Origin of the sequence: Actibacterium sp. EMB200-NS6, from assembly GCF_001305615.1 — a bacterium.
GTDB lineage: Bacteria > Pseudomonadota > Alphaproteobacteria > Rhodobacterales > Rhodobacteraceae > Actibacterium_A > Actibacterium_A naphthalenivorans.
Genome location: NZ_CP010869.1, coordinates 2,298,881 through 2,311,762 on the forward strand (window position 1 = coordinate 2,298,881; position 12,882 = coordinate 2,311,762).

General features: G+C 66.3%; 15 protein-coding genes. 5 read left to right on the plus strand and 10 right to left on the minus strand.

Annotated elements, in window-relative coordinates; all coding sequences use genetic code 11:
• Positions 1-6 precede the first annotated feature (6 nt).
• The 10 genes from TQ29_RS11140 to TQ29_RS11185 all read right to left on the minus strand — a co-directional run bounded on the left by TQ29_RS11140 (position 7) and on the right by TQ29_RS11185 (position 8,170).
• A complete protein-coding gene (locus TQ29_RS11140; RefSeq protein WP_054540411.1) occupies positions 7-873 on the minus strand; it encodes an alpha-D-ribose 1-methylphosphonate 5-phosphate C-P-lyase PhnJ in 867 nt (288 codons plus the stop codon).
• 97 nt (positions 874-970) lie between these two features.
• Positions 971-1,564, minus strand: coding sequence for an HAD family phosphatase (locus TQ29_RS11145; protein WP_054539212.1), 594 nt, complete (start codon positions 1,562-1,564; stop codon positions 971-973).
• Positions 1,561-2,643, minus strand: coding sequence for a carbon-phosphorus lyase complex subunit PhnI (locus TQ29_RS11150; protein ID WP_054539213.1), 1,083 nt, complete (start codon positions 2,641-2,643; stop codon positions 1,561-1,563). The genes TQ29_RS11145 and TQ29_RS11150 overlap by 4 nt, the downstream gene beginning before the upstream one ends.
• A complete protein-coding gene (gene phnG / locus TQ29_RS11155) occupies positions 2,644-3,099 on the minus strand; it encodes a phosphonate C-P lyase system protein PhnG (RefSeq protein ID WP_054539214.1) in 456 nt (151 codons plus the stop codon).
• Positions 3,081-3,857, minus strand: a complete 777-nt coding sequence (locus TQ29_RS11160; RefSeq protein ID WP_054539215.1) for a class I SAM-dependent methyltransferase — start codon at positions 3,855-3,857, stop codon at positions 3,081-3,083. Before TQ29_RS11160 ends, phnG begins: the two co-directional genes overlap by 19 nt.
• Complete coding sequence (locus tag TQ29_RS11165; protein ID WP_054539216.1) at positions 3,854-5,068, minus strand: alpha-D-ribose 1-methylphosphonate 5-triphosphate diphosphatase; 1,215 nt, start codon at positions 5,066-5,068, stop codon at positions 3,854-3,856. Before TQ29_RS11165 ends, TQ29_RS11160 begins: the two co-directional genes overlap by 4 nt.
• Positions 5,068-5,724 (minus strand): class I SAM-dependent methyltransferase, encoded by a 657-nt coding sequence (locus TQ29_RS11170; protein WP_054539217.1) that lies wholly within the window; start codon positions 5,722-5,724, stop codon positions 5,068-5,070. Before TQ29_RS11170 ends, TQ29_RS11165 begins: the two co-directional genes overlap by 1 nt.
• The gene (phnE, locus tag TQ29_RS11175; RefSeq protein ID WP_054539218.1) at positions 5,721-6,521 is read right to left on the minus strand and encodes a phosphonate ABC transporter, permease protein PhnE; all 801 of its coding nucleotides are present in this window, start codon (positions 6,519-6,521) and stop codon (positions 5,721-5,723) included. The genes TQ29_RS11170 and phnE (TQ29_RS11175) overlap by 4 nt, the downstream gene beginning before the upstream one ends.
• Positions 6,514-7,296: a phosphonate ABC transporter ATP-binding protein gene (locus TQ29_RS11180; RefSeq protein ID WP_054539219.1), complete on the minus strand. Its 783-nt coding sequence runs from the start codon at positions 7,294-7,296 to the stop codon at positions 6,514-6,516. Before TQ29_RS11180 ends, phnE (TQ29_RS11175) begins: the two co-directional genes overlap by 8 nt.
• A 4-nt stretch (positions 7,297-7,300) precedes the next feature.
• Positions 7,301-8,170: a phosphate/phosphite/phosphonate ABC transporter substrate-binding protein gene (locus TQ29_RS11185; protein WP_054539220.1), complete on the minus strand. Its 870-nt coding sequence runs from the start codon at positions 8,168-8,170 to the stop codon at positions 7,301-7,303.
• Positions 8,171-8,633: 463 nt separating this feature from the next.
• Between TQ29_RS11185 and phnC the strand changes: the two genes are divergently transcribed.
• The 5 genes from phnC to TQ29_RS11210 are packed head-to-tail and all read left to right on the plus strand — an operon-like array spanning position 8,634 to position 12,838.
• On the plus strand, positions 8,634-9,440 hold the full coding sequence (gene phnC, locus TQ29_RS11190; RefSeq protein WP_054539221.1) for a phosphonate ABC transporter ATP-binding protein: 807 nt from the start codon (positions 8,634-8,636) through the stop codon (positions 9,438-9,440).
• A gap of 30 nt (positions 9,441-9,470) precedes the next feature.
• A complete protein-coding gene (gene phnD, locus TQ29_RS11195) occupies positions 9,471-10,376 on the plus strand; it encodes a phosphonate ABC transporter substrate-binding protein (protein ID WP_054539222.1) in 906 nt (301 codons plus the stop codon).
• A 52-nt stretch (positions 10,377-10,428) separates the two neighbouring features.
• Positions 10,429-11,349: a phosphonate ABC transporter, permease protein PhnE gene (gene phnE / locus TQ29_RS11200; RefSeq protein ID WP_054539223.1), complete on the plus strand. Its 921-nt coding sequence runs from the start codon at positions 10,429-10,431 to the stop codon at positions 11,347-11,349.
• On the plus strand, positions 11,346-12,203 hold the full coding sequence (phnE, locus tag TQ29_RS11205; RefSeq protein WP_054539224.1) for a phosphonate ABC transporter, permease protein PhnE: 858 nt from the start codon (positions 11,346-11,348) through the stop codon (positions 12,201-12,203). Before phnE (TQ29_RS11200) ends, phnE (TQ29_RS11205) begins: the two co-directional genes overlap by 4 nt.
• Positions 12,185-12,838: a chloramphenicol acetyltransferase gene (locus TQ29_RS11210; RefSeq protein WP_054539225.1), complete on the plus strand. Its 654-nt coding sequence runs from the start codon at positions 12,185-12,187 to the stop codon at positions 12,836-12,838. Before phnE (TQ29_RS11205) ends, TQ29_RS11210 begins: the two co-directional genes overlap by 19 nt.
• Positions 12,839-12,882: the final 44 nt, after the last annotated feature.

The following is a 12,882-nucleotide window of genomic DNA, read 5'->3' on the forward strand; positions in this document are numbered from 1 at the left end:
CCTGGCTTAGTCCTCGGCCATCGGGCCCTTGTGGCCCGCGGCACGGCGGCGGGCGCAGAAATCACTGTCGGAACAGACGAACATCTTGCCGCCCCTGTCGTCCAGAAGGATTTCATCCTGATAGACCCCCACCGCGCCGCACAGCCCGCAGGGATCGGGAAAATGCTGTGGCGTGAAGGGGTGATCCTCGAAATCGAGGCTCTTGACCTCGGTATAGGGCGGTACCGCATAGATCCGCCGCTCGCGCCCCGCCCCGAAAAGCTGCAGCGCGGGCATGCCCGTCATCTTCGGATTGTCGAACCGCGGAATCGGCGTGGGCGACATCACATAGCGCCCGCCGACCAGCACCGGATAGGAATGGTTTATGGTGATGCGCCCGGTCTGGGCCACGCTTTCGTAGAGCTTCAGATGCATCAGCCCGTATTCGCCCCAGGCGTGGATCTTGCGGCATTCGGTCTCGCGCGGTTCCAGCCCGCGCATCGGTTCGGGCTGGGGCACCTGCAGCACAATCACCTGATCTTCGGTCAGCGGCTCTTCGGGAATGCGGTGACGGGTCTGGATCAGGGTGGCCGCAGATGTCTTGTCGGTGGTCTGCACATCGGCCACCCTGGCAAAGAAGCGGCGGATATTGACCGCGTTGGTGGTGTCGTCGGCGCCCTGGTCGATCACCTTCAGCCGGTCGGCGGGCGTGATCATGGACGCGGTGATCTGCATCCCGCCGGTGCCCCAGCCATAGGGGATGGGCATTTCGCGGCTGCCGAAGGGTACCTGATAGCCGGGGATCGCCACCGCCTTGAGCAGCGCCCGGCGCACCATGCGCTTGGTGCCTTCATCGAGATAGCCGTAGTTGTAACGTCGGGACGGGGCGCTCATCGGCATGTGTTTGACCCATTCGTTCGGGGGGCGGATTTTCTGCGAAAATCCGATGCCTCCGGCGGGGATATTTCTGGAAAGATGAAAGGGGGAACGATCACAGCAGGCCTTCGTGTTGCAGGCGCTCGCGAAGCCCGTCCGCGCCGGTGTAGTGATGCGCCTTCATCCCCACCGCCTGTGCCCCGGCGACATTGGCCGCGCTGTCATCGACGAACAGGCAATCGCCGGCATCCAGCGCGTTGCGCGCAAGCAGGCGCCGGTAGATTTCGGGATCCGGTTTCAGCACCGCCTCGGCACCCGAGATGCAGACATCCCTGAACCGCGCCATGAAGCCGTGGGTGCGGGCCACGATCCGGGCCGTTTCCACCGAGGCGTTGGTGAGCGCATAGAGCGGCACGGCGCGTTCCGCCAGCTGTTCGAGCAGGGCGACGGTTTGGGGGATCGTTTCGGCATGGGCGGCGGCAAGCCCTTCGTAATAGGCGCGGAAAAGGCGCGCGTCCTGCGGTGTGGCCGCGGCGGCTATCCCGTCTTCCCAGCTTCGGCCACGGTCCTGTTCGCGGTTCCAGGCGGAAAAACCCGCGCGTTGCAACGCCTCCTCGAGGTCGGAGGGTGATGCGAACAGCGGGGCGAGCGCCGCCTCGGGGCGCCAGCGGATCAGGACATTGCCGATATCGAAGATCACGGCGTTCATTGCGATGCCTCCTGCCGCTCGGCGCGCATCTCGCGCAGCATCTTAAGTTCGGCCTGGAAATCGACGTAATGCGGCAGTTTCAGGTGCTGCACGAAACCCGAGCTTTCAACGTTGTCGCTGTGGTACAAAACGAACTCCTCGTCCTGGGCGGGGTATTTGCGTGGTTCGGCGAATTCATCGGCGCGCAGGGCGCGGTCGATCAGCGCCATCGACATCGCCTTGCGTTCGGAATGGCCGAAGACCAGCCCGTATCCGCGCGTGAACCGGGGGTTTTCGCCCGAGGCGCCCTTGATCGAGGTGATCATCTGGCTTTCGGTCACCGTGACCTCGCCGATGTCGATGACAAAGCCAAGTTCCTCCGGCACCACCTCGACCGGCACCTCGCCTGCCCGTATCTCGCCCGCGTAGGGGTGGTTCGACCCGAACCCGCGCTGGGTGGAATAGGCCAGCCCCAGCAGGAACCCCTCGTCGCCGCGCGCGAGGTTTTGCAGGCGGGTGTCGCGGCCGGCGGGAAAGCCCAGGGGCTGGCGCGTCAGATCGCCCGGCGCGGGGTCGCCCTCGGGGGGCAACGCCGGTTCCATGAAGCCTTCGTTCGCCACCAGATCGGGGACGCGGGGCATATGGGCATCGACGGGCGTACCGGCGCGGGCGGCTGGCGCGCGGGGGCCATCCTGCATCAGATCGAAATCGAGCATCCGGTGGGTGTAGTCATAGGACGGGCCCAGCACCTGCCCGCCCGGCAGATCCTTGTAGGTGGCCGAGATGCGACGGCGGATCGCCATCCGCGCGGTATCCAGCGGGGGCGCGGTGGCGAACTGTTCCAGCGTGGTGCGATAGGCGCGCAGCAGGAAGGCGGCCTCGGTGGCGTCGCCCTGCGCCTGTTTCAGGGCCAGCGCGGCCAGATCGGGATCGTAGAGCGAGCCTTCGGCCATCACCCGGTCGACCGCGCGAGCCTGTTGCTGGCGGATCTGGGCGATGGTCAGTTCGGGGGTGGCGGGATCGCCGCGCCGCTCTTCCGCGACCATGCCGAGCGAATTGAGGATCGCCTCTTCGCCGCCCTTGACGGGAACATAGGCCATTCACGTGCTCCTTGCGCCGGCGTGCCGGGCCATGGTGAAGAATTCAACCTTGGTGGCGGCGGCGGCGCGGGCGCGATCGTCGCGCGCGGCGCGTTGCGCGGCCTGCTGCGGGGTGATCAGCCGGGCCATCAGCGCCGCGCCCGAAGGCCCCTGCAGCGCCGCGTCGCACAGCGCCATCAGCTCTGCCCGGCGGGGGAAATGGCCCAGGACATAGCCCACGCCGATCTGCTCGCCCGCGCGGCAGGTCGCGCGCGTGACCGTGGCCTGACCCAGTGAAAACCGCTGACCGGTGCCGCCGGCGCGCCCCTCGAGCATCACCATGCCGATCCCGGCGGGACGGATCCAGACCACGGGGCCGGTTGTCACCCCGCTCAGCGCCGCCTCCATTGCCGCCTGCGGCGCGCGCGCCAGAACCGCCAGCCAATCCGCGCGCGCCATCATTTCTTCTTGGTCCATTTCATCGTCGCCTCCCAGGCCACCGTGAACGGCTCTTGCGCCCGTTCGGCGGCGCAGATCTGCTGCAGCTCGTCCATCACGAAGCCCAGCCCCTTCTGGCGCACCACCGTCGAGGTGGTCGAGCGGGTGAGGTAAAGGTCGATCAACTGGCGGCAGGTCATCCGGTTATGCCAGTTTTCGGTGCGGGATTTCGGGGATTTGAATGCGGTCAGCGCCGCCAGTTCCCGCACCGAGGGTTCCTTGCGTTTCTCGCGCTGTTCGAAATCGCCGATCTCGTGATTGTGCCGGGCCAGAAACGCATCGAACTTGCGGATCAGCGGATCGGGCTTGCGGCGGTTGCGGACAATGGCCATCACCCCGTCGGGGATCAGCACGCGGGCGGCCTCGGCATAGAAGCGGTCGCGGTCGAACCAGTGAAAGGCGGTGCAGGCGACCACCAGGCTGGCGGATTTGTCGGGCACCGACAGATGCTCGCCGCTGGCGTCCAGCACCTGCACGTTCGGCACGGCGCGAAACCGGCGGGACAGCACCCGGCGCATGTCGGCGCCCGGTTCGACCGCGATGATCAGCCATTTGGGCCCCAGCGCATCCAGCAGATGCCGGGTGGAGATGCCGGTGCCCGCGCCCACGTCGATGGCGCAGCGCACACCCTCGGGCATCTCTCCGGCCAGCGCCTCGAAAAGCTGCGGCGGATAGCCCGGGCGATAGACATCATAGGCTTCGGCCAGCCCGTCGAACCGCTGGGCGTTCTCCCTCATGGCGTGACCCCTTCGGTGCCATAGGCCACACGCCCGCCCGACAGTGTCAGCCGCACCGCGGGCAGATGCCCCTCGGGCCAGTCGAGCAGCAGCAGGTCGGCGCGTTTGCCCGGCGCGATCTCGCCCCGGTCGGTCAGGCCGGACGCGGCGGCGGGGTTGGACGACACGGTCTTCCACAGATCGTGCAGCGAACCGCGCCCGTCGGCGAGCATCCGGGCCACGGCGGCCAGCATCGCAGGATAGAAGTAATCCGAAGCCAGAATATCGCACAGCCCGCGCTCCACCATTTCCCCCGCCGAGGGCGAACCGATATGCGAGCCGCCGCGCATCACATTGGGCGCGCCGAAGATGATCGCGTCGCCCCCCTCGCGCGCCGCCTGCGCCACCTCGACCGTCATCGGGAATTCGGCGATCCGGGCGCCGAGGTCGCGATAATAGGCGCGGGTTTCCACCTGCGTGTCGTCATGGCTGAGCATCGGCGCCGCCCGTCCGCGCCCGGCCCCGGCCACGCGGCGGATGGTGGCGTCCACCTCTCTGCGCCGCTCCCAGATCTGGCCGAGATGGGCGATATATTCATCCGTCGTCAGCCCGGCGCGCTTGGCATTGCCGGCGGTGCGCTGGCGCAGCCGGTCATCATCCAGCGCGGCGATGGTGTAATCCGGCGACTGTTCGAACCGGCGCTGCTGGATCGGCACGTCGAAGGCACGCATCGACATCGAGGTGTGATCATTGAACGCAACAGAGGGCAGGAGCGGGCCGGCCAGTGCCCGCTCGATCAGATCCAGCGCCTCGAAGGCGAAGGTTTCCCACCGAAGCTGCACCCGGTTTTCCACGGTCAGGCGCGGGGCCAGCGCGGCCAGCGCATCGATGAATTCCGCCCCGCGCCCGACCGACCGCAGCCCCGGCTCCCAGCTCAGGGTCAGCGCGTGATAGGCGGTGGCGATGCCGTTGACCGCCAGATGCCGGTCGGTTTCCAGCACCGCGGCCTCTGTCGGGAAGAACACGTTGGGGCGCGGCATCACCTGCCGTTCGAACGCGTCGCCATGCACATCGACCAGCGCGGGCGCCAGCACCAGCCCGCGCGCGTCGATCACCCGCGCGCCGTCGGCGGGGGTGTCGAGCCCGGTGACGCGCCCGCCCTCGACCCGGACAGACACACGCTCGACCCCGCCGGGCAGGATCGCCCGGGCGCCCTCTATCTGAATTGCCATCACAGCCGTTCCATCAGCAGGTGCCAGTGGAAAGAGCCGGGCGTGTCATGCTCCCGGTCCTCCAGCCGCCAGAACTCGAAGGCGCCGAACAGCTCCGCCAGTTCGCGCCCGGTGCAGAAATAGTGCGGATGCGCCTTGTCGCCGCCGCCCTCGAACACCCAGGTGTTGCGCGAAATCTCGCGCCCCGGCGCCTTGGCCAGCTCCAGCGGCACCCGGCGCTTCGACAGCATGGTGCCCTGAAACGTGCCGCCCGGCCGCAGCACCCGTGCGATTTCGGCGATAGCGGTCTTCAGCACGCCCTCGTCGCCGTGATAGATCACGTTCCACGACAGGACATGGTCGAACGATCCGTCGGCGAAGGGCAGTTCGGTCATCATTCCCAGACGGGCGTCGATGGTCAGCCCTTCGCGCGCGGCGGCGGCGGTGATCGCGGAAATCCCGTCCGGCGCGGCGTCCAGCGCAGCCACGTTCAGCCCCGCCCGGGCATAGGCCAGCGCATGCCGCCCGACCCCGGCGCCAAGATCCAGCACCCGCGCGCCCGCGGGCAGGGTCGCGGCAAAGCTCAGCACTTCCGGCTCGGCCTGCTCCCATTTCGAGGTGCCATCGGCCTTGGCCCATTCGTCGTTCCAGTGTTGGTACGCGGTATCGGTCGTCATCTTTCCACACCTATGATTTTCCTGCGGGCCAGAACGCCCAGTTGCTCCACCCCGATCACCACCACCGCGATCATCAGGATCACGGTCAGCGCGGTGGGATAGTCGAACAGATCGAACCCCACCTTCAGTTCGATGCCGATGCCGCCCGCGCCCACCAGCCCGAGGATGGTGGAGGAGCGCACGGCCTTTTCCAGCGCATAGAGCGAGGTCGAGATGAAGGCGGGCATGGCGGCGGGGATGACGGCGCAGGCGGCGATGTCGATGCGGCGCGCGCCGGTGGCGGTCAGCGCCTCGGCCGGGCCCTTGTCGACGCCTTCCATGTCATCGGCGAAGAACCGGCCGCAAAACCCCAGCGTATCCACCACGATGGCCAGCATCCCGGCAAATGGGCCAAGCCCCACCGCCACCACGAACACCAGCGCCCAGGCAATGTCGGGCACCGCGCGGAAAAAGCCCAGCACGATGCGCACCACGCTGTTGACCACCGGCCCCGCGATCAGCCCGCGCGCCGCCAGCATCGCCACCGGCACCGAAAGCAGCACCCCCAGCACCGCGCCCGCCAGCGCGATCTGCAGGGTTTCGACCATCTTCAGGCTCAGCCGGCCCAGGTTATGGGTCGAGGGCGGCCAGCTGCGCGACATGAAATCGGCCAGCGCGGGGGGCGAGCGCATCAGCCTGTCGGCCGACCAGCCCGCCCCCTGAAAGGACCACAGGATCAACAGCACCGCCGCGCCATAGCCCAGGAAGGCCAGCGCCGAGGGGCGTTCGAAACGGGCGGGAATGGTCCGGTCAGTCATATAGCCCCCGAAGATCGGCGATTTTCAGATCCCGCGCCGGGGCGTTCAGCCGCAGCTGCCCGCGCGCCAGCCCCAGCACCCTGTCGCCATAGCTGAGCGCATGGCTCATGTTGTGCGAGATGAAGATGACGGTCACGCCCTCGCGGCGCACAAGGCTGAAGAACAGGGCCATCACCTCTTCGCCCGCCGCCGGATCAAGCGATGCGGTCGGTTCATCGGCGATCAGCAGGCGCGGCCGGCCGACCAGCGCGCGCGCGATCGCCACCCGCTGCGACTGTCCGCCCGACAGACGGTCGGCGCGGCGGTGGGCGAAATCGGCCATCGACACTTTTTCCAGCGCGGCCATTGCCGCGTCGCGCGCCTCGGCCGGGGCCAGCATGTGGGTCCAGTAGCGCGGCCCGGCGCCCTGCCCCAGCAGCCCGTGAATGACGTTGGACAGCACCGACAGGCGCGGCACCAGATTGTGTTTCTGCGCCACCAGCCCGGTCTGCGCCCGCAGCCCGCGCATCTGCGCGGTGGCGCCGGGGCCGATGCGGGTGCCCAGAATATCCACCGTGCCCCGCGTCGGCGCGATCAGGCCAAGGGCACAGCGCAGCAGCGTCGACTTGCCGGTGCCGTTGGCCCCCACCAGCGCCACCGCCTCGCCCCGCGCGACGGAAAAGGAAACGTCGGTAAACACCGGCGCGGCGGGGCCGTAGGCCTTGGTCAGCCCCGCCACAGCCAGATCATGGCTGAGGACCGGGGCCGAAACCCCGATCTTCCGATCAAGCGGCATGCGCCTATTCGCCGATGAAGTTGTCGAACTGCGGATAGCCCGCATTCCGGTACATCGCGCGCACCTTGTCATAGGCGGCATCGTTGATCGCCACCAGATCCATGCCGATATACTTGTCGTTCTCTTCATGGGCGGTGATGCCGGCGATCACGGCCGTCTTGTGGTCCAGGATGCCGGTCTTCACCTTTTCGGCCGCCTCGGCGGGCACATGGGCGGCCACGACGATCATGTCATTGGGCAGATCGCCCGAACGCGCGATGATCTTGAAGAAGCCGTAGGGCAGCTCTGTTTCCTTGGCGCGCACACCCATCCAGGAATTGGCGTTGGTGCCGATGGCGGCCACGTCGCCGGCCTTCAGCGCCTCATGGGCGATGTTGCGCGAGGTGTGGATCTTGTCGATGTCCTTCACCGGATCGACGCCGTAATCGGCCATCAGCTGCATCGGGCACAGCATGTTCGAGGTCGAGCCGATGTCGCCGAAGGCAACCTTCTTGCCCTTGAGATCGGCGGGCACGTTGATGCCGCTGTCGGCGCGCACCACGATGGCGCAGTGATAATCCGGGCGGCCAAGGCCGATCAGCGGCGTGGCGTCTGTCAACTTGTTGATGACGATGTATTCGGCCGGGCCGGTGATGACGAAATCGACCGACTTGTTGCGCAGCGCCTCGGCGGCGGCGGTGCGCGAGTTCACGGCGAAGAATTCAAAGCTTTCGCCGGTGGCCTGCTCGAGCGCGGCCTTGAACGGGCCCCATTCGGTTTGCAGACGCTCCAGCCCCTCGACGTCGGTGACGGCGAGCTTCCAGGTTTCGGCGGCGGCGGAGAAGGCGGAAAAGGCGGCCAGGGCGGTGCCCAGGACAAGGTGTTTCAGGCGCATGAGAGCACTCCAGATGGCTAGGGACAAGCGCGTTGGAGGCTAGTGGCCGCGCGTAACGGCAGGTTCTCGGTTTTATGATGGGTGGATCACGTTCGGGCGACGAAAATATGACGCCGCCCGCCGCGTCATGGCATTTTTCGGGGCTGTAACTTTGATAAAATCAATATTCCACAGCAGGTTATTGAACAAAGCTCATCCATCCGCCCAAGGGGTGCAGGCGTTTTCACCCGCCCGTCCGGTGCAGAATCCGATGCCCGCGGCAGAGTCCGGCGGCCGCGCCGGAACAGGCGCGCAGGGGCGGCGCGATGAGATTTCCGCCCGCCCGGAAAACGGGCATCTGCGGCTAAGCTTTTGAAAACCGTCATGTCACACCTGCGGCCGTCACGCCCGCGTCATATCAGCGTTTTGCAAATTTCACCGCAGCGACAGGCGCCGGTTACTTGCCGGTCCGATGGTTTGCGCCATGTCACAACACGCACTCACTCTTTCGGGTCTGACCAAAACCTTCGGCGACACCAACGCCGTGCACAACGTCAGCCTCGAGATCGAACCGGGCCAGTTCGTCGGCGTCATCGGCCGTTCGGGCGCGGGCAAATCCACCCTGCTGCGCCTGCTCAACCGGCTGATCGACCCCTCGGACGGCTCCGTCAGCTTCGGCGGGCAGGAGATCACCGCGCTCCGGGGCCGAGCCCTGCGCCAGTGGCGCGCCGATTGCGCGATGATCTTTCAGCAGTTCAACCTCGTCGACCGGCTGGATGTGCTGACCAACGTGCTGATCGGGCGGCTGGCGCATCACGGGTTCCTGTCGTCGATGACCATGAATTTCTCCGACGTCGAACGCACGATGGCGATTCAGGCGCTGGACCGGCTTGATCTGGTGCCGCAGGCGCTGCAACGCGCCGGAACGCTTTCAGGCGGCCAGCAGCAGCGCGTGGCCATCGCCAAGGCGCTGGTACAACAGCCCCGGATCATGCTGGCCGACGAACCCATCGCCAGCCTCGACCCCGCCAATGCCACCAAGGTGATGGACGCGCTGGCCGCGATCAACAGCGAAGACGGGCTGACCGTTCTGGTCAACCTGCACACGCTGGACACCGCGCGCGCCTATTGCGACCGGATCATCGCCATGCGCGCGGGCCGGGTTATGTTCGACGGCACCGCCGCGCAGCTGACCGACGGTGTGGTGCGCGACATCTACGGCACCGAAGGGCTGATGGAATTCAACGAGGCCGTCACCTCTACCGCCGCACGGCCGCATGTGACGGCCTGACCACCAAACCGCAAAACAGGGAGTACCCCCATGCGTCTTCTGCTCACCACCGCCCTGGCCACCCTGGTCGCCCTGCCCGCACTCGCCGAGGGCTGGAAGGACGATTACAAGGTCATCAAGTTCGGCATCCTGTCTGGCGAGAACGAGAAAGACCGGATCCAGCGCTACACCCCGTTCGAGAAATACCTCGAGAAAGAACTGGGCGTGGACGTGGAAATCTTCACCGCCGGCTCCTATGACGGCGTGATCCAGGCCATGGCCGCCGATCAGATCGAATTCGCCTTCTTCGGTTCGTCGTCCTATGCCGCCGCCTATACCGAAACCAATGGCGGCGTGAAGCCGCTGCTGACCCGTCAGCAGAAAGATGGCTCCACCGGCTATTACTCCATCGTCGTCACCCGCTGCGACAGCGGCCTGACCTCGCTGGACGATCTGAAGGGCAAGGTTCACGCCTTCGCCGACCCCGACAGCACCTCTGGCTATGCCGTGCCCTATTTCAACATGGCCAAGCAGGGCTATGAGCCGAAAGAGCATTTCAAGGCGATCCCCTTCTCCGGCTCGCACGAAGCCGGTGTTCAGGGTGTCGTCAACGGCACGTTCGACAGCGCCTCGACCTACATGACCAACGAAACCTCGGGCGTGATCGCGCGCATGGTGTCCAAGGGGATGATCGACGAAGGCGTCGCCTGCCCGATCTGGAAATCGCCGGAAATCACCTCGGGCCCGCTGGCCGCGCGCACCAACCTGCCCGACGATCTGGTCGAGGCGATGACCGCCGCCGTCGAAACGGTGCCGGAAAAAGATCACAACGCCTTTGTCGAGATGACGGGTGGGGAGTCCTCTACCCAGAAGGGCTGGGTCCGCGTCGATCACGAGCGCTATCAGTGGATCGTCGACATGCGCGACTGGCTGAAGAAACAGCGCCGTTCCTCGTAACGCTCAAGGACAGACGGGCGGCCCGGAACCGGGCCGCCCGCCTCTTTTTCACATGACACTCACCGCCGACACCCTGCCGCCCATCGCGGCCTTCGACCGCGACTTCGCGCTTCAGCGCCGCCGTGCCCGCATCGGCTGGGCCGTGGGATCGATGCTGTTCTTCGCCGCCTTCCTGCTCTCGGCGCAGCTGAGCGATTTCTTCAAGGTCACACAGGTGACCCTGCCCGACGGCACCCGCGCCGACCGCTGGATCGTTCCGGCCGGCATCCCGCGCCTGGGCGAATATGTCGCCAAGACCATCCCCACCCTGCGGCTCGACAGTTTCTGGGCCGATTTCGGCGAATGGTTCTGGCGCTGGAAGATCTGGCTGCGGCTGCTGGTGGAAACCGTGCTGATCGCCTTCATGGCCACGTCGCTGGGCGTGATCGGCGGCTTTGCGCTGTCTTTTCCCGCCGCGCGCAACCTGGCGCCCAACACATGGGTGCTGTGGTTCTCGCGGCGCTATCTGGAGATCGCGCGCACCGTGCCCGATCTGGTCTGGGCGCTGATCTTCGTCTTCTGCTTTTCGGTCGGCCCCCTGGCCGGTGTGCTGGCGATCGCGGTGCACGCGACCGGCGCGCTTGGCAAGCTCTACTCCGAGGTCAACGAAAACATCGACATGCGCCCGCTGGAAGGCGTCAAGGCCGCCGGCGGATCATGGTTCGACCAGATCCGCTATGGCGCGGTGCCGCAGGTGCTGCCCAACATCATCAGCTACACATTGCTGCGGTTCGAGATCAACGTGCGTTCATCCTCGATCATCGGCTATGTCGGCGCCGGCGGGCTGGGCCAGGAATTCCGCGAGGCGATGAGCCTGCAGGAATACACCGATCTTTCGGCGCTGTTCCTGATCATCTTCCTGACCGTGATCGCCATCGACTATGGCTCGGAAAAGCTGCGCCACCGCATCATCGACATGGGACAGTCCGCATGACCGTAACCGCTGCTCAGATCGCCGCCGCCCGGGCCGAATTGCCGCTGGCCTTTCAGGCGCCGCTGCCGGTGCGCATCCGCCGCTATGCGCTCTGGGCGCTTTTCATCGGCCTGTTCGGCTGGTGCTTCTACGCTTTCGATTTTTCACCCGAACGGATCTGGACAGGGCTTGGCCGTCTGGGCCGGGTGATCAGCTTCATGTTCCCGCCGCATGTCTGGAAAAGCTGGGAGGCGTTCTCGGAAATCCTAAAGGGGCTGGGCGAAACCCTGTCGATGGCCTTTCTCGGCACGCTGCTGGGCGCGGTCATCGCCTTTCCGCTGTCGTTTCTGGGGGCCAAGAACATCAACCGGATGAACGCCCTGCGCCTTGGCACCCGGCGCGGCTATGACATCATCCGCGCCTTCGAGGTGCTGATCCTGGCGCTGATCTTCATCCGCGCCTTCGGCCTGGGGCCCCTGCCCGGCGTTCTGGCCATCGCGGTCAGCGAAATCGGCACCTTCGCCAAGCTCTTTTCCGAAGCAATCGAGAACACGTCCAGAAAACCGGTCGAGGGCGTCGTCGCCTCGGGCGGATCGCGGGTGCAATCGGTGCGCTTTGGCGTGATGCCACAGGTGATGCCGGTGATCCTGTCGATCGTGCTCTACAATTTCGAATCCAACGTCCGCTCCGGCACCATTCTGGGCATCGTCGGCGCCGGCGGCATCGGGTTTCTGCTGTCCGACCGCATCGCCGCCTACAGATGGGACGAAGCCTGGTCGATCATCTTCCTGATCATCCTGATGGTCTATGCCATCGACTGGGCATCGGGCCTGCTCCGCGCCCGGTTCATCGGCAAATGGGAAGGCGCGCGGTGAGCGGCGCAGGCACCAAAGCACCGCTCACAGAGGCCCCCACGATCCACCCCGGGGCGCACGTGACCGAGTGCACCCTCGGCGCCTGGACAGAGGTCGGCCGCGGCACCGTGATGAAACAGGCCGAGATGGGCGATTACTCCTACATCACCCAGGATTGCCACGTGGTCTGGAGCACGATCGGCAAGTTCTGCTCGATCGCCAACCAGACCCGGCTCAACCCCGGCAACCACCCCACCTGGCGCGCCTGCCAGCACCATTCGGTCTACCGGTCGCAGGCCTACGGGCTGGGCGAGGACGATCACGGTTTCTTCGCCTGGCGCCGCGACGACTGGGTGACGCTGGGCCATGACGTGTGGCTCGGTCACGGGGTGACGGTGACTGCGGGCGTGACCATCGGCACCGGCGCCGTGGTCGGGGCGGGCGCGGTGGTCACGCGCGACGTGGCGCCCTATACCATCACCGGCGGCGTGCCCGCCCGCCCCATCCGCCGCCGGTTTTCCGAGGCCCAGGCCGAGGCGCTGCTGGACATCGCCTGGTGGGATTGGCCCCGGGATCGATTTGCGAATGCCCTGCCCGATATCCGCGCGCTCGGGATCGACGATTTCATTTCGGCCTGCCGCAATGGCACCCTCTGACGCCAGCCCATTGCGCGGGCGCTCGCCCCATGCGAAACCCGCAG

Excerpts from the sequence above, each read along its gene's own strand:
- TQ29_RS11140 (WP_054540411.1), bottom strand. The coding sequence starts at position 873 with ATGAGCGCCCCGTCCCGACGTTACAACTACGGCTATCTCGATGAAGGC.
- TQ29_RS11145 (WP_054539212.1), bottom strand. The coding sequence starts at position 1,564 with ATGAACGCCGTGATCTTCGATATCGGCAATGTCCTGATCCGCTGGCGC.
- TQ29_RS11150 (WP_054539213.1), bottom strand. The coding sequence starts at position 2,643 with ATGGCCTATGTTCCCGTCAAGGGCGGCGAAGAGGCGATCCTCAATTCG.
- phnG (WP_054539214.1), bottom strand. The coding sequence starts at position 3,099 with ATGGACCAAGAAGAAATGATGGCGCGCGCGGATTGGCTGGCGGTTCTG.
- TQ29_RS11160 (WP_054539215.1), bottom strand. The coding sequence starts at position 3,857 with ATGAGGGAGAACGCCCAGCGGTTCGACGGGCTGGCCGAAGCCTATGAT.
- TQ29_RS11165 (WP_054539216.1), bottom strand. The coding sequence starts at position 5,068 with ATGGCAATTCAGATAGAGGGCGCCCGGGCGATCCTGCCCGGCGGGGTC.
- TQ29_RS11170 (WP_054539217.1), bottom strand. The coding sequence starts at position 5,724 with ATGACGACCGATACCGCGTACCAACACTGGAACGACGAATGGGCCAAG.
- phnE (WP_054539218.1), bottom strand. The coding sequence starts at position 6,521 with ATGACTGACCGGACCATTCCCGCCCGTTTCGAACGCCCCTCGGCGCTG.
- TQ29_RS11180 (WP_054539219.1), bottom strand. The coding sequence starts at position 7,296 with ATGCCGCTTGATCGGAAGATCGGGGTTTCGGCCCCGGTCCTCAGCCAT.
- TQ29_RS11185 (WP_054539220.1), bottom strand. The coding sequence starts at position 8,170 with ATGCGCCTGAAACACCTTGTCCTGGGCACCGCCCTGGCCGCCTTTTCC.
- phnC (WP_054539221.1), top strand. The coding sequence starts at position 8,634 with ATGTCACAACACGCACTCACTCTTTCGGGTCTGACCAAAACCTTCGGC.
- phnD (WP_054539222.1), top strand. The coding sequence starts at position 9,471 with ATGCGTCTTCTGCTCACCACCGCCCTGGCCACCCTGGTCGCCCTGCCC.
- phnE (WP_054539223.1), top strand. The coding sequence starts at position 10,429 with ATGACACTCACCGCCGACACCCTGCCGCCCATCGCGGCCTTCGACCGC.
- phnE (WP_054539224.1), top strand. The coding sequence starts at position 11,346 with ATGACCGTAACCGCTGCTCAGATCGCCGCCGCCCGGGCCGAATTGCCG.
- TQ29_RS11210 (WP_054539225.1), top strand. The coding sequence starts at position 12,185 with ATGGGAAGGCGCGCGGTGAGCGGCGCAGGCACCAAAGCACCGCTCACA.